This window comes from Paenibacillus sp. OSY-SE (genome assembly GCF_000283315.1).
Lineage (GTDB): Bacteria > Bacillota > Bacilli > Paenibacillales > Paenibacillaceae > Paenibacillus_B > Paenibacillus_B profundus.
The window spans coordinates 155,000-177,486 of sequence record NZ_ALKF01000204.1; the positions used below are offsets into that span (position 1 = coordinate 155,000).

The following is a 22,487-nucleotide window of genomic DNA, read 5'->3' on the forward strand; positions in this document are numbered from 1 at the left end:
TCGTCCAGGAAACTCTTCTGCCCACTAGCCCATTCATTGCATGTATGAGTCAATTCACTGCAGAGCTATTCATTGGAACAATCTGAATCATTGGGAGAGTGAACCAAAGGTGGAATCGAAATAGGATTGAGGGATCACGAATGCACAATTGCTCCTACCACCCTTAGTTTCATCGACTGTATTTGTGCGATAAAAACAGCATATTTTCCAGTAAGGAGACTCTGATCGCATTCCTTTCCAAATATGTCATTGCATTTTACAAATTTAACCTATAATATGAAATAAGAAAGAACAAAAGTAGAAAATTAACAAAAATAACTAGCGGGAGCCTGCTGAAGCAAGCTGAGAGTACAACTAGTCTGTTGTAGACCGATTGAACCTGTTGGGTAATGCCAGCGTAGGAAGCGAACATGTAAATGTACGACGCATGCTGTTCGCATGTGTTTTTTGTTGTAAAAATACTATTTTCATCCCCTTACTATAACAAGCTTTCTTGTACCACAAGTCTATCGGAGTCTGGAAAATGCTTGCTTATGTTGCGTTGTGCTCTGTTTCCTTCCTGCAATCGTTCAATCCAGTTGTAAACTCAGTCAATCATAATCCGTCTATCATTTTCATAAGCGCGTGATCAAAAGGAGGCTTGTTGAACAACCACTATAAAGGTTAGGAAAACGCTAGCAGTCTATAAATCTCATGACTATCATCTGCCCTCTGCAGGCTCCCGGCCCTAAAGAAAGGTTGGATTGATCATGTCCTTACACCAAGTATCCGTTCTCATTGATAAACTTCACAAGGAACAGCCGCTCATACACAATATGACGAATGTGGTGGTGACGAATTTTACGGCCAACGGATTGCTGGCGCTGGGCGCTTCGCCGGTGATGGCGTATGCGCGCGAGGAAGTGGCTGATATGGCCAAAATAGCTGGAGCGCTGGTGTTGAATCTTGGCACTCTCTCTGAGGAGCTGGTAGAAGCGATGATTATTGCTGGGCAATCTGCCAACTCACACGGGGTCCCAGTGCTGCTCGATCCGGTAGGGGCGGGAGCGACACCGTTTCGGACGGCGTCTGCCTTGCGTATCTTACGCGAGGTGGAGGTGTCCTTGCTCCGGGGCAACGCTGCCGAAGTAGCGCACCTGAATGGAGAAAATCGAGCCATTAAAGGGGTGGATGCCGGACAATCAGCGGGTGACGAGAGAGTAGAATTAGCAGCCCGAGCTGCCAGAAAGCTACGTACGGTCGTCGCTGTAACGGGACCGGAAGACGTCATTACTGACGGACAGACCGGTTGCATCGTGAAGGGCGGCCATCGTCTGTTGATGCAGGTGACGGGTGCCGGATGTTTATTGACATCGGTGCTGGGGGCATTTGCCGCTGTGGAACGGGATTTGCAGCTGGCAGGAACTGCTGGGCTTGCTTTTTACGGAGCTGCCGCCTACCGGGCTGCAGAGCGAACGGAAGCTGCGGGACCGGGGAGCTTCCAAATCGCCCTTATCGATGAACTATCTAGGCTGAACAGGGATTCTCTGGCGGCAAATACGGAAGTGCGGGAATTCCTGCCGTCTTCCGTAAAGGAAGGTGAAGCGCAATGAACGTATATAAAGCTCTGACGATTGCCGGTTCGGACAGTGGAGGCGGCGCGGGGATCCAGGCGGATATCAAAACGTTCCAGGAGCTGGACGTGTTCGGGATGTCTGCGATTACGGCCATTACGGTGCAGAATACGCTGGGCGTTCAGGCCGTGTACCCGCTTCCTACCGCAGCAGTGACCGGTCAAATGGACGCGATCGGGTCCGATCTTGCGCCGGATGCGGTCAAGACAGGTATGCTTTTCAGCAAGGATATTATTGCGGCCGTGGCAGATCGGATTGAGCACTTCGGCTGGAAAGCGGTCGTGGTCGATCCGGTGATGATCGCCAAAGGGGGCTCCGAGTTGCTGCAGCAGGCGGCGGTGGAAGCATTGAAAGAGCGTCTGTTGCCGCTTGCTCTAATCGTCACGCCGAATATTCCCGAGGCCGGGGCCATAACCGGCATGTCCATCCGAACAATGGCAGACCGGCGTGAAGCCGCTAAGCGGATCGGTGCTTACGGTCCCCGCTATATCGTCATTAAGGGCGGTCATAGCGAGGAGAATGAGCAGGTGACGGACCTGCTATATGACGGACAACACTTCACCGAGCTGGATGGTAAGCGGGTTCATACCCGGCATACGCATGGAACGGGATGCACCTTCTCTTCAGTCCTGACGGCAGAACTGGCCAAAGGCTCGTCTGTCGTTGATGCCGTAGGGACAGCCCGCGCGTTCATTCAGGCGGCGCTTGAAGATACGCTTGGCATCGGCCAAGGTCATGGTCCGACCAACCACTGGGCTTACGGCCGCAGAAGGGCGGTGCGGTCGTGAGCCGAATTCCAGCGGAACGGATGCGCGCATACTTGCGGCTCTACATGGTGATGGGAAGCGTCAATTGCCGGCTGGATCCGTTATATGTAGTGCGAGAAGCGCTAGCGGGAGGCGTGTCGCTGTTTCAATATCGCGAAAAGGGAGCGGGCGCGCTGACCGGAGACAGGAAAAGGCAATTGGGATTGGAGATTCAAGCCCTCTGCCGCAGGATCGGCGTTCCATTTATCGTCAATGATGATATCGAACTTGCGCTCGAGCTCGATGCAGATGGCATCCATATTGGTCAGGATGATGAACAGGCAGATCGTGTTAGGTCGAAGATCGGCGATAAAATACTCGGAGTATCGGCGCATACGGTTGCGGAGGCGCGGCTCGCCGTGGAACAAGGAGCGGATTATTTGGGAATCGGGCCAATATACCCTACCCGCTCCAAGGACGATGCGCATGAAGTGCAGGGCGTGTCCATCATTCGGCAGATGCGCGCAGCGGGGATCGATGTGCCTCTCGCCGGAATCGGCGGGATTACTTCTGCGAACGCCGCTGCGGTCATGCAAGCGGGCGCGGATGGCGTAGCCGTCATTTCGGCGATAACCGGGGGGAATGACATTCGTGAATCGGCGGCTAGAATACGCCGGCTAGAGCCGTAAATGAACAGCTAGGGGACGATAAATCAATCATTGGCCGTCAATGTATAGCCAAATTTGAAAGGTGGAAGCTGCGAGATGAGTATCGTGAACAAATCGGGTATCAAGAAGTTGTTTTTGGCGGGACCATTCAAAAGTTTGGTAGATGCCGAAACAGGCTGCATGCAAGAAAGCGAGCAGCAAAGACTGATCCAGCTGATCTCTTTTTTTGAAGCGAGAAATTATGCTGTTCATAATGCGCATAAGCGCGAAGGCTGGGGCAAAGATTTCATGACGCCTGAACAATGTACGGCCATTGACTTCGAGGAAATCCGCGCCTGCGATCTGTTCGTTGCATTTCCCGGATCGCCCGCTTCTCCAGGCACGCATATTGAAATCGGCTGGGCTTCTGCCTTCGGCAAGCCTATCATTCTGCTGCTGGAGGAGAACAAGGATTATGCATTCTTAATCAGGGGGCTCAGTAAAGTCGCCGATGTGACGTTCATTTCCTATCAAGAAGAAAAAGATTACCTGTCCAAGCTCGAACAAATGTTTAGCATTGCGGAATAGAAGGAGGAGAGGTTGGTGCGCTTCGACCATTTTCACGATTCTTATATAGCTACGTTAGACGAAATTTATAACAAACCGCAGTTCTCTAATGCGCCGCGTGGTCATCAGAGCCGCGAGAGGCTGAATTATCAATTTGCCCTCGCGAATCCCGTGGAGCGCGTCTGTTATTTGTCGAGCCGCCGCACGAATATCATATTCAATTTTGCCGAAGCATTGTGGTATCTGTCGGGTAGGGACGATCTGGATTATATCGGCTACTACAATCGGAAAATGAACGATTATTCTATGAATGGCCGTACGCTTACAGGAACGGCTTACGGCCCCAAAATTTTTCGTTTCGGATCTGACAAGGTGAATCAATGGAAACGAATCGCGCATTTACTGGGTCAAGATGACCCGGATTCCAAGCGGGCTTTTATCCAGATTTTTGATGCCAATGAATCGCTGGAATCAGCAAACATTGATGTTTCCTGTACGATTGGGCTCCAATTTTTTGTGCGGGAGCGGAAGTTGTATACTGTCGCCTACATGCGTGCGAACGATGCGTTTCGAGGCATGGTCAGCGATGTTTTTTCATTCACGTTCATGCAGGAGCTGCTTGCCAGGGAGCTTCAGCTGGAGTTGGGCGATTATTATCATGTGGTCGGTTCGGTACATATATATCAGCCGGATAATCATGTCGTGGAGAAGGTGCTGAAAGAGGCTCATTCTGAGACGCATGACAATCAGAGCGTTGACACTTTTCCCGAAATGCCTTCGGGAAGCCAGTGGCCTTATATTCAGACCATACTGGAGTATGAATCGTTGCTGAGAGAAGACCAAATCACCTTATCAGGCCCGGATATTGAGGCGCTGGACATGCCTGCTTACTGGCGGCAGGTATTGCTGCTGTTCAGCTTCTACCAATCTGTAGCTTATAAGAGACCGGTGGATGCTTCCGTGTTCCATGCTCTGTGGCCGATCTATCAGAGGCTGTTGCAAAATAAGTGGCCTGATCTGTCTATATCAAATATGCAGCATATCCAGCAGTGATAAGGGGGCAAAGGGATGCAGACGTCGTGGAAGCAAGAGGTCGTAGCTAATCAGTTCGAGGCTTACAATGACATTCTGGAGCAGACTTTGGGGTTTCGATTTGTGTTTGATATTTTAAGCTCCGTTCCCGGAGGGAAGCGGGTGCTGGATTATGGGTGCGGACCCGGAAAAGTAGCTTACCGGCTGGCAGAGAGCATGGATTTGAATGTTATTGCCGTGGATGAATCAAGCAATATGCTTGATATTGCCGTTCAAAAACGTTCCCACCCTCAGGTGGACTACCACCGAATCGAAAATGATCAATTAACATTTCTAGAGGACAATTCGGTATATGGCGCCATGACCTGCTATGTGTTCATCAATACAAGCAGCCAAGATCGAATCCAGCGAATTATGAGGGAGATTCATCGGGTACTGGCCCCGGGTGCTCCCTACGCGATTTTGGACACGCATCCGGATTCGACGGGTATCGAATTTTCGACGTTCCGCAATGGGGAGCCGGGAAGAAAATATAAACATGGTGAAGCGCGGCAAGAATGGCTCCATCTTCCGGATCGGGAGGATATGATTCTTCATGATTTCCACTGGCCTAAAGAGATGTATCACGAGCTCCTACAGGAGGTTGGTTTCAAAAATATTGAATGTTTGGAGCCTACTTTACGGCATATCCCTCCGGATGAATTAAGAGAAATAGAGCAAGCGAGTCAGTTTGATCAATGGAAAATGGAGCGGGATTATCCTCCCTTCCTCATTTATCGGGCAGTCAAAGACGCGTGAGCACCGATTTCCCAATCAGAGACGGGAGATAACCTCATGGCAAAACGGCAGAGTGAACGTAAGGAGGAATGACGTGTTGCTGGATAGATTTGATGTGTTCTTGTTTGATTTGGATGGCGTGATCTATATTGGGTCCGAGGCCCTGCCGGGTGCAGTTCAAGCGCTCGAACGCCTTCGGACCAAACGCAAGACGGTTCGGTTTCTGACCAATAATCCCTGCATGACGCGCGAGCAAGTCGCGGCTAAGTTGAACGGCCTCGGGATTGAAGCGAAAGTTGGTGAAGTCGTCACATCGGGATGGGCAACAGCGCGTTATTTAAGTGAGCAGCAAGTCCATTCTGTATATGTGCTGGGGGACGAGCATTTGGAATGGGAATGCCGTCAGGCAGGCCTTGAGCTTGTTGATGTGAGCAGCGCCGAAGCTGTTGTCGTCGGCTGGAGTGATGAACTTACACTCCGGGAGATACAGGGAGCCGTGACGCGAATTGTTAAGGGCGCAAAATGCATTGCCACCAATGCGGACAGGATATTCCCGGGTCCAGAAGGGCCTATGATGGCGGTCGGAACGGTTGTTGAAGCTATCAAGATGTCTGCGGGAATAACCCCGGACGTTGTGGGCAAGCCATTTCCTTATATGTTCCAGCAGGCGCTTGAATATGTGGAGGACTTGTCCCGCGCAGTCATGATAGGTGACACTCCCGATACGGACATTGTTGGCGCACACCGGATGGGCATATCGGCAATTCTCGTATCAAGCGTTCCACGTTCCGAGTTTCCATCTGCGCGGGATTTTCGCAAACCCGATGCTATCATTCCCGATTTGCGCAGCTTATGGGATCAAGAGGTACGCTTGGAGCCTTGGGCGGCCCCGGCTTTTCCTTGGCCGGATGACATCAAGCCGGGGGTAGCGGGCATGATTATGGATGAACGCCGCAGGGTTCTCCTGATGAAGCGTGCAGATAATGGGTGCTGGGGGATTCCGTCGGGTCATGTCGAGCTGGGAGAAACCGTAGAGGAAGCGATCGTTCGGGAAATCGCCGAGGAAACCGGCCTGAACGTAAAAGTGACGCGGTTGATCGGGGTATATTCGAACCCTGATTCCCAAGTTTTTTCGTATCCCAACGGGAAGGTCAGCCATTTTGTGACGACGTACTTTCGTTGTGAGGTGGTGGGCGGAACGCTGGTCAGAGAAGGGGACGAAACCTTGGATGTGCAATATTTTGAACTGGATGCGCTGCCGGATAATATGTTGACGATGCATCCCCGGTGGATCGCGGACGCCCTGGCGGATGAATCTATCTCTTTTTTTCGTTGACTCGAAATCTATCAAGTTAGATGGTGATTTGCATTTTAATAGAGGCGGGTGATAGCGGCATGAAAAGTTTTAAAGGAATCATTTACAGAAATATGATGATTATGCTGGCATTGTTGCTTGTTGTCGTCAGTCCGGCAGGGGCTGGAGCGGACCATCTCAACGTACCTGCAAATATTACGTTGAAGGTAGCGGTATATCCCTACGTGCCTGATTCTTCCCGGTTTGAAGCGGCCGTTCTCGAACAGTGGGAGCGGAAGGAGCCAGACGTCAAGCTGGAGTTTGTGGCTTGGGATTCCTATTCAACGGAACCGCCTGAGGATCTGGACGTGTTCGTGTTAGATTCGATTTTCCTCAGCCATTTCGTGGATGCAGGGTATTTGCTCCCTTTCAGCAGCAATGAAATCGACCAGGCGGATGATTTTGTGCACTTTGCGCTGCAGGGCGCGAAACGAAACGGGAAAGTGTATGCCCTTCCGCAAATTTTATGCACGAACCTGCTCTTTTACCGGAAAGATGATCTGAAAATGGCGCAAGTAAATAATATTTATGAGCTATACAAGCAAGTCGGCACCAATCATTCCGATCAAATCCCGCCTCCGGCAAATAAGGGGCTGCTGATCGACATGTCTGGAGGTACGACCAAGGCGAGCATGTATTTGGAAGCGCTCATCGATGTAACCAACCGTTATACAAAATATGACGTTCTTCCGCCGCTGGACCATCTGAATGAGAAGGCCATTCGCGGCTTGAGGCTGCTAATCGATATGGCAGGTGTAAATCAGTCGCAATATTATCCGGAGGATGGCGACGCGTATGCAAGAGCCTCCTGGTTCGCGCAGGGCAGTGGCAGAGCCTTTATCGGCTACAGCGAGTCGATGATGCGAATGGGGGCTTACGCAGATCAGGTAGGGTTTAAACCGATTTCGTCATCGGCCGCTCAAGACATTCCGCTCTTCTACAGTGATGCTGTAGGTGTGAACTCTCAGACATCCCATCCCGAACTAGCCAAAGAGCTAGCGAATGTCGTGGCCGCTTCGGATACGGTGGAACAAGCCCTGCGGCCTCATACTGACGGCCAATATCCGCAATATCTCCTGCCGGCACGCCATAGTGTATATAGTGCCTTAGAGGAGGATTACCCTATCTATTCCGAGTTATCTCAAATTGTGAACAATCCTTCTAACCGTGTATTCCGCATCGGACCTGAGGCGCGCACGTGGCTGGATGCCGCCAAAAAAGTATTGCCGGAAGCGCTTGAGTTAACGAGCTTGGCGAGCTAAAAGCATAGGTGCCCTTGTGATCTTCATGATTCACGGGGGCACTTTCTTTAAGGAACAGATTATCGTTGAACAGTTGGAAGGCCTGCACAGTCGTATGGAGATGGGTGGAAACTTGCAAGTTATTAAGCAATGGTTATTCACTTATTAGGGAATATGTGGTAAAATGTAATGAAAAGTCGATAAGTGTTATTTGGAAGGGTGAGGGAATGAGAATGGAGTCGCTAGAGTTCACATCTATTGGCGACCTCATCAGAACACGCCGACAGGAAGCCAATTTAACTTTAACCGTGCTGGAAGAGAGATCTGGCGTAGGAAAAGGGATTATTTCCAAGATTGAGAACGGGGAAACGAAGCGTCCAGATTTCAAAACGATGCAGGCCCTCGCGAGCGCCCTTGACTTTCCTTATGCAGACATTGTGGAGTTATATCTCTCCGTGGAACAAAGAGCCGACGTGCTTATGTCCATCTTAAGACAATCCGTCACCAGCGCGCCCTCATTATGTACCCGCATTGCCTCCCGCTATTTACTAGACGAGCGAAAAGACAGCTACGATTTGGTAGAAGAGTTATACACCTTTGTTGGAACGGTCAAAGACAATCTAGCCATTAGATTAGCCTTGTACAAGCTTATCATTGATTATACGCGTTCACATGGCATCCAAACGTACTACGCTAAGGCGCTGCTGCAGGAGTACCTGATTCAACGAGATAAGTATGAAGAATTGCAAACTACATATCACACCGGAAAAAGTATTTTGAATTATGTTCAATTCTTGACGATCGAAGAACAAATTAAGCTTTATTACAAGTTGGGCGTTCATGCCTACCACCTGAATAAATACGAAGAGGCGATAGAGTCGCTCCATTATGTCGAAAAGCTGGACGTTACGGAAAGCAAATTAAAAGCGGATGCTGTTCTCTTGGTCAGCTTTTGTTGCTTTTTTATCGGCAATTACGATATGGCTGAAGCGAATATCAATAAATATGAAACCTACTCGTTTCCTGCTGTTTTAGAAAATGTACAGTTCATGCGGGGAAAACTGAATGCAAAAAAAGGAAGGCTTGCTTTGGCTACTAACCAGTTGCAAGGCTGTTTGATGAGAAACCCCGGAAAAATATACATTATATGCGAGCTCATCGATTTGTATCTTCATCAGAACAACTTTAAAGCGATCGATCAGCTTATTGCAAATGAAAAGGATTATATCGAGCTTACTCGGTTAAATCCCCTCGTTATTTCCGATCAATCTTTTTATTACAAGTTAAAAAGCGACTACTATTATAGGCTGAACAGGAAAGAAGAATCCGTTGATTGTTTGCTAAAAAGCGCGACCTTGTTTTTTAAGATAGATAGGAAAAATAACGCTCATAGTTGTTTTGAGCTGCTGTTTGATCGGCTATTAGGCGAGATCAGAGCAAAGAATGAAAACATCGAACAGCTATACGGTTTACTGCAGAAGGTAAGAGCAGCGTTTCATGCGCTGAAAAATATCCATCAGGAGGTTTTACAATGAAAAAAATGTGGAGCAATTTATCAGTTATGGCACTGGGTGTTGCCGTATTTGTCTATCCTCTGTTCGAGACGGTTGTGCAGTCTGACGTATTTAAAGCGTTCGCGGGCGCCGGCGGCGGAGTAGTGGAGTGGTAAAACATTTCGTTATACCGTAGCGGAAATTTTCCATGGAACGCCCTTCAGGAAGGGTGTTCTTTTATTTTACAGATTAGTATAATTATTGAGTTTTCTAGAGAATCCAAAAGCGAGGTTTCGAGAAACATGGGTTATACTAGGTCAGAATACAGAATCTGGATAACGAATTGTCGTCAGACCGTTTCCAGCCGGAAAGGGTGACCTAGCTAATGAATATCGCTCATTTATCGGGGAAACGCACGCAAGAAGCGTTGATGCAGACAATTGAACGAATTCGACGTGAATTGGTGCAGGCGGTGAACGAGAAGAAGAGCTTCACGGATGATGAGATCGTCATGCTGAGCCAGCAATTGGATGATTATCTAGTGACGGTTCAGCAAGAGACATATGCCAAGTGGATGGTGTCAGCCGCCGCGTATACACGGACGGAGCGGTTGGACGCCTAAAAATATAACGAATAATCTTGTACGGGAAAGCAGGAAATATGCTCCGTGCGCCGAACTATGATACCATCAACCGGGGAAAGGGAGATGTGGATGGTACAGATGAACGTCGGCGGCTGCAGCGCACAGGTGCGCGGCATTCTGTTCGATAAGGACGGGACGCTGCTGCAATTTATTAGCCTGTGGGGTTGGTGGGCAGAGACGGTGCTTTCGGGATTGGAACGGGAGCTGAAGAAAGAAGGCGGCGAATTACCGGATCAGCCGGGTTATATATTGGGCGTGTACATTGAAGAGGATGGCTCCGTGCGCAAGCATGATCGCCAAGGGCCGCTCGCGATGGGCTCGCCTTCACAAATGATAGGCATTGCCACATACCTGCTATATAAGGAAGGCGTGCCATGGAACGAAGCGGTTCAGCGAGTGACGGAAGTGTTCGAGTATGCGAACGATCAAGTGCTGGAGCGTGCGAACATCGTGCCGATATCCGGCGTCGTGCCGTTCTTAGAACGTTGCCGCGAGCTCGGTCTGCCTATGGCCGTAGTGACAGCGGACGACAAGCGTCCGTCAGAGCAGCATCTGGAAAAGATGGGCATCCGCCACTATTTCGCTGCTGTTATTGGCGACGATTGCGTGGAGCATGGCAAGCCGTATCCGGATATGGTGGAGCTCGCTTGCCGGGAGCTCGGCTTGCAGCCGCATGAAGTGGCTGTTATCGGCGATTCCGTTGGCGATATGGAGATGGGCCACAGCGCGGGCTCGGTGTTGCAGGTGTTCATTGATGAGGAGCGCCAATTCGATGTCAAGCCGGCTAAGGCAGATGTCATGATTCGCGCGTATGATGAAATCGAGCTGACGCTATAATAATAGAGCATGAAAAAACCCCTCTTATCCGATAGCTAGTCGGATAAGAGGTTTTTTTTGCTATTGAAGGAATTTATTGGTTTTATATGCAGAGGAATAGGAAAATACGTTCCCATGCTGTCCTTCCATAACAAGAAGTAGACCTCCCTTGAGCTTAGATGGCCAGGAGGTCTACTTTCTGTCAATCTTAGTCGACTGCCCTAAGGGCAATCTATTGCAAGACCGTAGATGTTCCAGCATCTGCGGTCTTTATTAGTTTATTCATGTATGACTATAATAAAACGAATTTCTATAGAAATAATACCATAAATAAGGATGCATTGAAGGGTGATGATTGTAATATACGGTTTCAGTTGTCACGAATTGACTAAGACGCCGAGGCTGTTGCGGTTAACACCTCCGTTAATTTCGCCTGGAAGGCTTCTGCTCCGACACGGAGGAAGAAGGCATGGAACGATTCGCCTGCGTGACGTTCCTGTTTATAGTAGAGCAGCAGTTGCTCCAACACATGCGGAACGTCGTCGCCTTTCACACGGCCTTTCAGTGTCGTGTTGAAGCGGGCATTCGGACCAAGAATGCCGCCCACGGCGATATCGAAGGCGTCGATCATGCCTTGCTCCGTCTTTACCAACGCTCCTTGCAGGCCGATGTCTGCCACGTGCTTCTGCCCGCAAGCATTCGGACAGCCGATAAAGTGGATGCGGATGAACTCGTTCAGCTCTGGCACGCGCGCATCCAAATACTCAGCAACGCGGCGGGCGCGCTCTTTCGTTTCGACGATGGCCAGGTTGCAGAACTCGTTGCCCGTGCAGGACACGGTGCGGCTCATGAACGGCTTCGGGAACGGGGTGAGCCGCTGCAGCACGGGAGCCGACAGCACGGTATCCAGATGCTTCTCCTGAATCCCTGTTATTATTATATTTTGCGACATGGTCGTTCGCAGGGTGCCGTCACCGTACTTCTCAGCCAGATCAGCCAACTGATGGAACTCCTCCGCGTTCAGGCGCCCGATAGGCACATTAAGTCCTACGTAATGCAGCCCCGCTTGATGCTGCGGATGAACGCCATCGAAATAGGCAGCCTGCCAGCCAAGCGTTTTATCGTCGCCACGTGCCGGGAACTTCCCGATCAGTTCTTCCAATTGCGTTTGGAATTTCTCGACGCCCCAGGCAGCGATTAAGAACTTGAGCCGCGCCTGATGGCGCTTCTCCCGGAAGCCGTTATCACGGAACAACGTCGTTACGCCGATCGCCACCTTGAGCACTTCCTCAGGACGAATAAACATATCGAGCGGCTTGGCCAAGAACGGCTTCGCTGATAACCCGCCGCCCACATGGGCGTGGAAGCCGAGCACCTGCTCGCCGTCGATCTCTTTTACGGCTGGAGTGAAGGCGAGGTCGTTAATTTCCGCGTGCGCATTGTTGTAAAGGTTGGCGGAGATGGACATTTTGTATTTGCGGGGAAGGTTGGAGAAGTCACGATTCAATAGGAAAAAGTCGTTTACTTCGTTCACGAGCGCGGTCGTATCCATTAACTCATTTGGATCGATGCCAGCAAGGGGATTACCAACAATCGTGCGAGGGCAGTCGCCGCAGGCTTCATAGGAATATAAGCCGACGTCTTCCAGCCGCTTGAAAATATCTGGGAGGTCCTCCACGCGCAGCCAATGATATTGAATCGCTTGCCGCGTCGTCACATCCATCAGACTGCGCCCGTACAGTTGGGCAATATCCGCCAACGCTCTGGCTTGGGCCACGTTCATAATTCCTGAATTAATGCGGATGCGCATCATGAAATAGCCATCCTTTGGCTTTTGTTCGTAGACGCCCGCCCATTTAAAACGGCCTTTGTCGTCTTCGGGAATGGATTCGTAGCCTCGCAGCGCATACGTCTCAATAATGTCGCGGATGACATCCAGTCCGTCCTTTTCCATTTTGACAAACTCAAACTTATTCAACTTCGAAGGGTCCTGCATCCACACCGGCTCATACGCCATAGGTAATCCCTCGCTTCCTCATCTAAATTCTAATCTGATTAATTCCGATATAAATAGTATGAATTAAGCTTTAGCTCATCGTAGCATATTTACAGAAGGCCCACAATAAGGCAAGGTAAAAAAAGGTATTACTCTTTCTGATAAATGATCGCGAAATTGCTTATGAAATGGCTGAAAGTAAGCGTTATCCCTTTATCTATGACATCAGTCATCGAATTCAGGCTGCATCAAGCATAAAACGTGAAAAATTGGTGACAATCTTGTTAAATATAATGATTTTGACTTGCATCTGAAGCTGGGTAAATATAACATAGACTCAGATAGGTAAAATGCGCGTGTAGAGGGAGGTCGCACCATGTTTCTGGCCGAGGGAGCACAACAAACTGAAAGTTTATTTCAATTGTTCGACATATTCATGATCGTGTTTACGATCATCCTGGTGTGGGCGGTTATTCGTCAAGTGAAGCAGCGCCAACGTAATTTATTAGCACTCGGCTTTGCCGTAGTCAGTTTGCTTGTGTTCTTGTTTGCAGACTGGATCATGATTCAGGGTTGGTAGGGGCATCCCTCCACGATTCTATATTTAGAGGTAGTTTAGTTTAAACACGGATTATTACATCGCGGGATAAGATGGCATGGTCAAGTTGCGCGATACATAAGAAAGTTCAGAACAGACAGGCTCTTTGGTGGGAATTCATCAAAGAGCCTTTTTTTCGCTTGCGTAATAGGGGAATATCATCAATATTGGTATGTAGAGCAGTAGAGGCTGCAGAGCAAGGAAGGAGCAAACAAATGGGAGAGCGGCGTAAGAACAGCATCGGACGGCGGACGTGGCGCGTGGGGATCAGTATCGTGCTGGGACTGACGCTGGGGGTCACGAGTGTGTCCGGGCAAGCGTCAAATTCAGTTACGATGAAAGCAACGAAGGTGAAAGACAAGGTATACATCGAGGCGGATGCGTTCGAGCAAATGACGGGGAGCAAAGGGATGTATGATGCCAAGACGAAGACATACCGTTACGCGCCAAATGATATTCCAGCCATCGTAAAAAAGGTCAGTCCATCGGTCGTCTCCATCATTGGAAAGCACCGGGATGCGGAGGATAATTCGGACAATTGGCTGGCTCACGGCACTGGCGTCGTAGTGCGTCAAGATGGGTGGATTGTTACGAATGCGCACGTCATCTCGGAGCTGGTGCATCCGCTGGTCGTGACGCCGAACGGAAAATCATATCCGGTCACAAAATGGTTCGCCGACGAAGAAAGCGATCTGGCGATCGCGAAGATTGCTGTAACGGGCTTGCAGCCGGTCTCTTTCGTACAGCCTGATGCGGCATTGCAGGTAGGGGAATCGGTCGTAGCATTGGGCACGCCGGTGTCCTTCACGCTGCGCAATTCGGCGACGACGGGCATTATTAGCGGAACCGATCGTGCAGTAGAATCCAGCTATAAGCTGATTCAGACGGATGCAGCCATAAATCCGGGCAATAGCGGCGGCCCGCTTGTGAACATGAAAGGCGAGGTCGTCGGCATTAATAGTATGAAGTTCGCTGCGGTTGGCATTGAAAATATGGGCTTTGCCATCCCTGCCGACACCGTGAAGATGGCTGTACAGCACTTTTTCAAATTCGGGAAGATAAAGCGGGCTTCACTCGGTGTAGAAATGGAGGAAAGCTGGGCTGCGTATGTCGGGCTGCCATCGGATGATCCAATTAAGGTGACGACCGTGCAGAGCGCATCGGCGAAGAAGGCTGGCATAGCAGCTGGTGACGTATTGTATTCCATTAACGGCAAGTCTGTAAAGACGATCGTGGATGTGCATGAAGCGCTGAAGCTGAAGCTTCCGGGCCAGCAGGTGAAGCTGATGATGCAGTCGGGCGGCGACCTCGTCGCTCGGACGGTAACGTTGACGGAAGAAAAGCCCGTGAAGAAGTCTGAGGAGCAACAGAGCAAAGAAGTCGCGGATTGAGCAGGGAATTGCCAAAAAGCGTAGAAATAAAAAGAATCGCTAATAAGACAGGTAAATACAACACTTTTTATAACTGGAATTATTCTAGGGGGAGTGTTTTTATGGAGCCGACGACGTTCCGCGAAGAAAGGCCGCGTCAATGCATCCGCTCAGCCATTGTGGCTCTGACGCTGATAGCGATGGTAACGGGAGTCGTGGGGCTGACGGCATCTCCGGTGTCGGCAGCTGCTGCAACGGCGGCGATTCAGGATCAACTGCGCTTTAAGACGGGCAGCACCAATGCATCGCTGAACGGAGAAGCGATCACGATCGTGAAGCCTTATGTGAAGCAAGGCACGACGATGGTGCCGCTGAGCATTTTTACACGCGCGTTCGATGCGTCGCTTAAGCTGGAAACGGGCGATGTGGTAACGTTAACCAATGACCACTCTTCCATCCGCATGAGAATCGGTCAGAAGCAGGCTATGCTGAACGGGAAGCTGACAACGCTTCTGGTCGCGCCTGAATTGGTGAATGGAACGACGATGGTGCCGCTTAAGCAGATAGCGGAAGCATTCGGGGCAACCTGCAAGACGGATTCAGACCAGACGATGGTGCTGAGCTGGAAGCGACCTGAGCCGTTGGCTGCCGTTTCGATTCATGTGAACGCAACGGCGCCGCGTATCGGAGACTCCTATTACCTGTGGTCCATGGTGCTCCCGCAAGGTTGGAGCTATGAGGTGACATCGCCAACAGAGAGTGTGGTCGTGCTCGGCAATGAATCCAGTTCTGTCGTGGCGCAAGTGGAAGTGACGGACTGGAATTCAGGCGAGTTGGAACATCTGACGAGTGCGTTCCAAGGCGTGGCGACCGAGAAGCAGTTAATGGAACATTTGCAGACGGAAGTGATTTATGCAGGAGATCTAGTATATCAGCGCACCGGGAAGCTGGAAGGGGTGGCTTATGCCCAAGGCGTCTCTGATGACGGAGATGGGATGTATCTGGCGCGGGTGTTTAGCGCGAATGGCAAACGGTACGTCGTGCGGATTTTCGATGATGCGGCAAAACAGTCGAAGCAGCTGCTTCAATATGAGCCTTTCTTGAATACATTCCGTCCGAGCTATGCAGCAGGACAGGGTACGATTACGAATGTGAGCACGGTTAAGGATGGCTATCGTCATATGAAGCTGTGGGGAGAAGGACTGTCCGTTGATTTTCCAGTGGACTGGTACAAAGAGTATGGGATACCGCGCGTGCTGGCGGGTGCTGGAGACTGGAAAAGTGTAGAATATTACTATGGAACGGCGGAAGAGGGAATGACGCCGGACGGCTTGGTGAAGCGGCATGAAGCTTACTTGAAGAAGCTGTACAAGCCGGAATATGTGAAGTTGGTCGAAACCAAGGACATCTCCTTGGCAGACGGGACTTTAGCCAAGCTGAGCGTATATAAGCACCGCTATAATGAGCAGGATTGGAGCTTGAGCATGCATCTCATCGCGATGGATGAGGGCGTTCAATATATGGTGTCTTTCTATGGACAGGATAATGCGGAAGATAGAAAAGTCGGTGACCGCATTCTCGCCTCGGTGCGTGTGGACGGCAAGATGAAGGAGAAGCAGGACGACTTGAACGCGCTCCCTTCGGGGGAAAATTGGCTGATGTCTTGGGAGAAGTCTGTGCAGCGCGACGGGAAGCTGTTCGGCTTTACTGTGCAAATACCTGAATGGTGGCTGCACGACGCCAACTATTATGTTATGGAAGGCTATGAGGATAAGCTCGGCGAAGGCACAATTGCCAGCTACTCATTGCCGAACAGCAATTTCTTCATCTATATCGAAGAGGCGCGAACGGTAGATGAAGCGTTGGCTCGTTGGGAAGAAGTACTGTTAGAAGATGATGCGGTTCACTTTGTGAAAAAGGAAAAGACGACGCTGCAGGGGAAGTCGGCCTATCTGGTCGAGTTGACGGGCAGAGACGTGGACATTAACGCACCGTATACGACCCGCATGCAATTAGTCGCCGATAACGGTCACGTGTATACAGTTCTGTATACGGTTTATGATGCGTCTATGACACCTGAACTGATGGACAGTTTGAAGCAGGCAACCAAGTCCTTTACTTTCAAATAAGAAACAGCCTATTTACAGCATTGGGCAATCATTGAAACGGAATAAAGAGAGGAAGCGCCCGCTTCGGAAGGCTTGAGTGGCTGTCCGATAGGGCGCTTTGTTGATCGCCCGCTGGCCCGCTTCAGGAGAGCATCAGGAAGTTCTAGCCTTTACTGGAGTTTCGGCGCAAAGATCGCTATACTAATTTATGCATCTTCAGCAGAAAAAAAGAGATAGATACGCAGCTCATGCTGCGGCGCTGAGGAATTTAGCTTGGAGGATGAGCATGACTACAATAAAGCAGGGGATAACGCGTGGAGATATAGAGCTGTTGGCGCCGGCCGGCGATTGGGATTGTATGCGGGCGGCGGTGGCGAACGGCGCGGATGCGATATTTTTTGGGGTAGAGAAATTTAATGCCCGGGCGCGCGCCAATAACTTTCGCATGGATGATTTGCCTGACATTATGGCTTATTTGCACAGCTATGGGGTCAAAGGGTTTTTGACGTTTAATATTTTGGTGTTCGAAAATGAGCTGGAGGACGCGAAAGAGTTGATTGAGGCTTGCGTCGATGCGGGTGTGGATGCGGTCATTGTGCAGGATCTTGGTCTGGTCAAAATGATTCGCGATATTTCGCCTGATTTCCCGATTCATGGCTCGACGCAGATGACGATTACGTCTCCCGAGGCGGCGGAGTTCACGAAGCCGTACGGGATGGAGCGTGTCGTGCTCGGCCGGGAGAACAATTTGAAGCAGATTCAGAAGATTGGCGAGCAGGCGCAGCTGCCGATGGAAGTGTTCGTGCACGGGGCGCTATGCGTATCGTATTCCGGACAGTGTCTGACCTCGGAGATGTGGGGCGGACGTTCCGCCAACCGCGGGGAATGCGCGCAGGCCTGCCGCCTGCCTTATGACATGATGGTGGATGGGGAGCATCACCTGATGGGAGATGTGACGTATCTGCTGTCGCCGAAGGATCTGGCGGCGATCGACATCGTGCCGGAGCTGATTGAAGCGGGCGTAACGTCGTTCAAAATCGAAGGCCGCATGAAGCAGCCGGAATACGTGGCGAACGTGGTGAGCAAGTACCGCAAGGCGATCGACGATTATTTCGACGGGCGCTGGACGGGGCCGACGAAGGAAGACGTGCGCGAGCTGCAGCAGAGCTTCTCGCGCGGCTTTACGCACGGCTTCCTGAAGGGGACGAACAACAAGCAGCTCGTGGACGGGACATTCCCGAAGAGCCGCGGCGTCTATCTCGGCACGGTGCAGCAGGTGCTGCGCGATGGTGTCGTCTGCAAGCTGGAAGCTCCGCTGAAGCGCGGCGACGGCATCGGCTTCGATGCGGGCGATCCGACGAAGAAGGAAGAAGGCGGACGCGTATATGATGTGCGCCGCAAAGGCGTGAAGGTGGAAGGCGAGGCGGAAGAAGGCTGGCTCGTCGACATCGTGCCGGGGCGGCAGGATGTGGACTTGCGCCGAGTTCACGTCGGCGATCGCATCTGGAAGACGAGCGACCCGGCATTGGAGAAGCGCATGCGCGCGACATTCGAGACGGAGAAGCCGTATCGGGTGTTCCCGGTGCATGTGCGCGTGGAAGGCCGCGCTGGCGAGCCGCTGCGCACATGGTGGACCGACGTGCAGAAGGGAACGACCGTGCAGGTCGATTCCGAGCTGGAGCTTGACGTGGCGCAGAAGCGTCCGATGGATTCGGCGCTGCTGGAGGAGCAGTTCGGCCGCTTGGGCGGAACGGTGTACCAGCTGGAGCGGCTGGAGGCGGCGCTTGAGGGCGACGTCATCGTACCGATGCGCGAGCTGAACGCGATTCGCCGCGATGCGGTCGATCAGTTGGCTGGCGAGCGTCCGAAGCCGCCGGTATACGTGAAGCGCGACACCGAAGTGTACGGCGATGCCGTGAACGAGCATGTCGCCGTGCCGTTTGGCGGCGCGCAGCTAACGGCGTTGTGCCGCTCGCTTGAGCAGGTGGAGGCTGCGGTGAAGACGGAAGCCGCGTTAATCTATGCGGACTTCGAGTTCATCAAGCAGTTCCCGGCAGCTGTCGAAGCATGCCGTGCTGCAGGCAAGCCAATCGCGCTCGTGACGCCGCGCATCCATATGCCGAACGAGAACGGCTACCACCGGAACATTCTGAAGTTGAAGCCGGATGCTGTGCTCATTCGGAACACGGGAGCGCTGCACTTCTACGTGCAGGCGAAGGCGGAAGCGGCCGCCAAGGGTGAGCCGTTCCCAACGCTGATTGGCGACTTCTCCTTGAACGTGGCCAATCATAAGGCCGTGGAGCTATTCGCGCAATCAGGACTGGATACCATCACGCCTTCCTATGACTTGAACATTCAGCAAATGGTGGATATGCTGCAGCATGCAGATACAGCGAAGCTAGAAATCGTCATTCACCAGCATATGCCGATGTTTCATACGGAGCATTGCGTATACTGCACGTTCCTGAGCGAAGGAACGGATTACACGAACTGTGGCCGTCCATGCGAGGAGCACCGCGTCTCCTTGCGCGACCGCATCGGCATGTCCCACCCGGTCCGGGTAGATGAAGGCTGCCGCAACACGGTCTACAACGCGATCGAGCAGTCTGGTGCGGAATATTTGACGCATTTCCTTGAGCTTGGCGTTGGTTCATACCGCGTTGAATTCCTGGAAGAGACGACAGAACAGGTGCACGAGGTCATTGACCTGTACGGACGTGCGCTGCGCGGCGAGATTAACGGCACTGAAGTGTGGCGCAAGCTGAAAGCAACGAATCAGCTCGGCGTAACCCGCGGGCAATTGGTGAAGTAAGACTAGCGCAGCATGAGTAAATAGAATGCGAAAATGGGAGCCCGAATGGAAGTGCAGTGAGTGAGACTGCACATTCATTCGGGTTCTTGTTGTGCCATTAAGGAATGGTTAAGTTCTTCTGTAAAGCGACAAAACGAATTTCATTTCCTCTCTTTACCCTTCCTTGAAAAGGTATGCCTGTTCCATCCATTGCTTCACTCTCCCCTTTATTCAGAATGGAAGCCGCCCTTTCTTTTTCAAACGAGAATACGTTGTTGGCTTCCGTGGTGCAATGGCCCTTATGTCCGTTCTCCCCTACAGTCAGGAGGGATAACGTTGAGGATAAGGCACGTGTCGTTTCGTATATCAAGTCATGAAGCGGCCGCTTGTGATGGCAGTGGAACCAGAGGAGTCATTGGGCAGGCGTGCCGTCTCCTGATGGAAGGGGAGAATGAAGCAAAGAGGCGGATGGAGCGAATCTCCTTCAGCCTGAATGCGTTATTGTATGAAAGGAACAAGGCCTCGATGGAGCTTTTCAGGAGGGAGTTTCTACTGTAAGCAAATGCGGGAATCACAAAAGTTATATGGAAAAATACGGATTTATGGGATATCATGTTGCTTAAGATGGATTGGTATTCAATATTTTCAACTGTGAAGCTTGAAAGCATAATGAATGGCGGTAGAACGGATAACGTTTGGTGAGAGTAGATATTTTATTTGTTTAGCGATAGGGGAAGGCATGATGCAAAAAATCATAAAGACAATATTGGTATCTGCATTTATTGTTCTATTGACAGCGTGCCAAACAGAGAAGCAGTCAATCGACAATCCGCAATTACGGGTTCTCTATTGGGATGAGGACAGCTTTTTTAAAAAGCACGGAAGCCTGTTCCTTGCAAATCATCCTGACTATAATATCGAAGTTATTCCACTTAAAGATGAGCTTAAGCCAGGCAAAGCCCCAGTTGATTCTATGATGAAGGTGATCCGCGATAAACAGCCTGACCTTATCCAGCCAGACTTGGATACTTATAAGGTTCTTGTGAAAGAAGGCATGCTTGAGCCAATAGATGATCTGATCAGAAAAGATGGCTATAGTCTCGATGATTATGTCCCTGCGGTGCTCGCTGCGCTTAAGGACAAGAAGAGTGGCGAACTGTTCGGGTTACCTTCTACTTTTAGCGGAATCGGTCTCTATTATAATAAGAGCATATTTCAATTGCATGGAATTCCGTTGCCGAAAAATCATATGAGTTGGGATGATATATTTCAAATGGCTGAACGGTTCGCGAGACCGTCATCGAACGTGAACGAAGAACGCCTCAGTTCGGATTGTATCACAAGTACAGCATGAGTCCCTTTATGATGGCATTGGATATAGGAGAGGGCGGAGGATTGTCTATTTACGATCCGGTGAACGAACAATTTACACTTCATACAGACGCTTGGCATAAGGTGATTGAAAAGACGATGACATGTATAAAATCCGGAGCCTGCTATCAAGCGGGGGTGCAAAAGGAACCGGACAGAATGGACAAGAACGGCATTCTTAAAAGGAATTATCCTTTCTTGAACGGTAATGTTGCCATGGCAGTAGAACGGTCCGATTTGCTGCGAACGTTAATCGCCAATAAGGAGCCGTTTGATGAATTCGAATGGGGTGTAGTCTCCATGCCTGTGCACCCAGAAAATCCGAGCATGGGGAACGGCATCAGCATGAACGAAATATTTTCGATTCGTGAGAACTCTGCAAATAAAGAGGTGGCATGGGAATTTATAAAGACGATTTCAAGTGAATCATACGGTAAATTAATGATGCGTTCCAATACAGAGGAGCTGCCAGCGCGCAAGTCTTTGTCAGAAAAGCTGGAGCATCCCGACATCGGAGCTTTTTACGAACTGGAGCAAACGAACAATAACATTGTGGAATATTTGCGATTTCTGCCTCCGCCGGTGTTGGAGCAGTTGGATCAAAGCGCGGGCAAATATTTAGGGGAGGTATCAGCGGATAAGCTGACGGTTGCTGCGGCGCTGGAGGGGATTCAGCGTGATGTTCAATCGGCTATGGAGCAGTTTGCTGCACCATAACCAATAATGCATGTGTGATGGAGCAGGAGCAGTCTGCTGTGCTATAAGATCAAACTTGTGTGGACGTCGCAAAGTTCATAAAGGAGTAAAGCAGAGCCTATCCTTCCGCAGGATGGGTTCTTTTTTTGTGTCATTCTCGGGTGTTGTGCGGAGTGTTTTCATTTAACACATTGTTTTCTGCGGGTGGGTGGAGTCCTATTGGAACATGTACAGTGGAATGTACAGATGCGGCGGCTAAATGGCGCTTGGGCTGTATTTCGTCCAGTGGATCTGGCTGTTTTTAGTATTGCTGCGGAATAAGTGCCAAACCACTGTATGAATTCCAATGGAACCCGCCGTTAGGAGATTTATGTGGCTGTTTGACTGTACGAAATCCAATGCAGGGGTGGTGAGACAAAGGGACTCCGGAGATAGAACCCGTTCTTCGGCTCTTCGTTTTCTCTTAGCAGAGGAGAAAGAGGGATGAATAGCATCGAACTGCGAATACCGGCAATATCATCCCCATAATAAGAAGCATTAGCGCCTCGGAATGGGAACAGGGTTGAGGTTGCAGTGAAGGAAAGCGGTGCAGGATACCGTAGACTGGATCTCGATCGGAGTGTAAAAT

At 50.6% G+C, this 22,487-nt stretch carries 19 protein-coding genes; 18 read left to right on the plus strand and 1 reads right to left on the minus strand.

All coding sequences use genetic code 11. The annotated features are described in order from the left end of the window. Positions 1-749 precede the first annotated feature (749 nt). The 12 genes from thiM (at position 750) to A372_RS0130660 (ending at position 10,950) form a co-directional block, all read left to right on the plus strand. The gene (thiM, locus tag A372_RS0130600; RefSeq protein WP_019424761.1) at positions 750-1,592 is read left to right on the plus strand and encodes a hydroxyethylthiazole kinase; all 843 of its coding nucleotides are present in this window, start codon (positions 750-752) and stop codon (positions 1,590-1,592) included. After that, entirely contained in the window at positions 1,589-2,401 is an 813-nt protein-coding gene (thiD, locus tag A372_RS0130605; RefSeq protein WP_019424762.1) for a bifunctional hydroxymethylpyrimidine kinase/phosphomethylpyrimidine kinase, read from the plus strand. Before thiM ends, thiD begins: the two co-directional genes overlap by 4 nt. Positions 2,402-2,421: 20 nt before the next feature. Next, complete coding sequence (thiE, locus tag A372_RS0130610; protein WP_036705705.1) at positions 2,422-3,048, plus strand: thiamine phosphate synthase; 627 nt, start codon at positions 2,422-2,424, stop codon at positions 3,046-3,048. Positions 3,049-3,123: 75 nt separating this feature from the next. Then, on the plus strand, positions 3,124-3,594 hold the full coding sequence (locus A372_RS0130615) for a nucleoside 2-deoxyribosyltransferase (protein ID WP_019424764.1): 471 nt from the start codon (positions 3,124-3,126) through the stop codon (positions 3,592-3,594). A gap of 15 nt (positions 3,595-3,609) precedes the next feature. Continuing rightward, on the plus strand, positions 3,610-4,626 hold the full coding sequence (locus tag A372_RS35100) for a thymidylate synthase (RefSeq protein ID WP_019424765.1): 1,017 nt from the start codon (positions 3,610-3,612) through the stop codon (positions 4,624-4,626). A gap of 15 nt (positions 4,627-4,641) precedes the next feature. Continuing rightward, positions 4,642-5,403, plus strand: a complete 762-nt coding sequence (locus A372_RS0130625; protein ID WP_019424766.1) for a class I SAM-dependent methyltransferase — start codon at positions 4,642-4,644, stop codon at positions 5,401-5,403. A gap of 73 nt (positions 5,404-5,476) precedes the next feature. After that, complete coding sequence (locus A372_RS0130630) at positions 5,477-6,718, plus strand: HAD-IIA family hydrolase (RefSeq protein WP_019424767.1); 1,242 nt, start codon at positions 5,477-5,479, stop codon at positions 6,716-6,718. Between the two features lie 59 nt (positions 6,719-6,777). Beyond that, entirely contained in the window at positions 6,778-7,998 is a 1,221-nt protein-coding gene (gene bcmE, locus A372_RS0130635) for a thiamine pyridinylase (RefSeq protein ID WP_019424768.1), read from the plus strand. A gap of 212 nt (positions 7,999-8,210) precedes the next feature. Continuing rightward, a complete protein-coding gene (locus tag A372_RS35105) occupies positions 8,211-9,512 on the plus strand; it encodes a helix-turn-helix domain-containing protein (RefSeq protein ID WP_019424770.1) in 1,302 nt (433 codons plus the stop codon). After that, positions 9,509-9,646, plus strand: a complete 138-nt coding sequence (locus tag A372_RS37800; protein WP_019424771.1) for a hypothetical protein — start codon at positions 9,509-9,511, stop codon at positions 9,644-9,646. The genes A372_RS35105 and A372_RS37800 overlap by 4 nt, the downstream gene beginning before the upstream one ends. Before the next feature lie 209 nt (positions 9,647-9,855). Next, positions 9,856-10,092, plus strand: coding sequence for an aspartyl-phosphate phosphatase Spo0E family protein (locus tag A372_RS35110; RefSeq protein WP_019424772.1), 237 nt, complete (start codon positions 9,856-9,858; stop codon positions 10,090-10,092). 90 nt (positions 10,093-10,182) lie between these two features. Next, positions 10,183-10,950, plus strand: a complete 768-nt coding sequence (locus tag A372_RS0130660; protein WP_019424773.1) for an HAD family hydrolase — start codon at positions 10,183-10,185, stop codon at positions 10,948-10,950. A gap of 367 nt (positions 10,951-11,317) precedes the next feature. Here the strand turns inward: A372_RS0130660 and A372_RS0130665 are convergent, their stop codons facing one another. Continuing rightward, positions 11,318-12,946 (minus strand): nitrite/sulfite reductase, encoded by a 1,629-nt coding sequence (locus A372_RS0130665; protein ID WP_019424774.1) that lies wholly within the window; start codon positions 12,944-12,946, stop codon positions 11,318-11,320. Positions 12,947-13,301: 355 nt separating this feature from the next. On the opposite strand from A372_RS0130665, the gene A372_RS0130670 reads away from it, so the two are divergent. The 6 genes from A372_RS0130670 to A372_RS0130700 all read left to right on the plus strand — a co-directional run bounded on the left by A372_RS0130670 (position 13,302) and on the right by A372_RS0130700 (position 21,880). Beyond that, entirely contained in the window at positions 13,302-13,505 is a 204-nt protein-coding gene (locus tag A372_RS0130670; RefSeq protein ID WP_019424775.1) for a DUF2759 family protein, read from the plus strand. 233 nt (positions 13,506-13,738) lie between these two features. Next, a complete protein-coding gene (locus A372_RS0130675; RefSeq protein WP_019424776.1) occupies positions 13,739-14,914 on the plus strand; it encodes a S1C family serine protease in 1,176 nt (391 codons plus the stop codon). 101 nt (positions 14,915-15,015) lie between these two features. Next, positions 15,016-17,022 (plus strand): stalk domain-containing protein, encoded by a 2,007-nt coding sequence (locus tag A372_RS0130680; protein ID WP_019424777.1) that lies wholly within the window; start codon positions 15,016-15,018, stop codon positions 17,020-17,022. Between the two features lie 265 nt (positions 17,023-17,287). Continuing rightward, complete coding sequence (locus A372_RS0130685) at positions 17,288-19,813, plus strand: U32 family peptidase (protein ID WP_019424778.1); 2,526 nt, start codon at positions 17,288-17,290, stop codon at positions 19,811-19,813. Positions 19,814-20,531: 718 nt separating this feature from the next. Beyond that, complete coding sequence (locus A372_RS0130695; protein WP_157259858.1) at positions 20,532-21,146, plus strand: ABC transporter substrate-binding protein; 615 nt, start codon at positions 20,532-20,534, stop codon at positions 21,144-21,146. Between the two features lie 8 nt (positions 21,147-21,154). Beyond that, positions 21,155-21,880 (plus strand): hypothetical protein, encoded by a 726-nt coding sequence (locus A372_RS0130700; protein ID WP_026011396.1) that lies wholly within the window; start codon positions 21,155-21,157, stop codon positions 21,878-21,880. Positions 21,881-22,487: the final 607 nt, after the last annotated feature.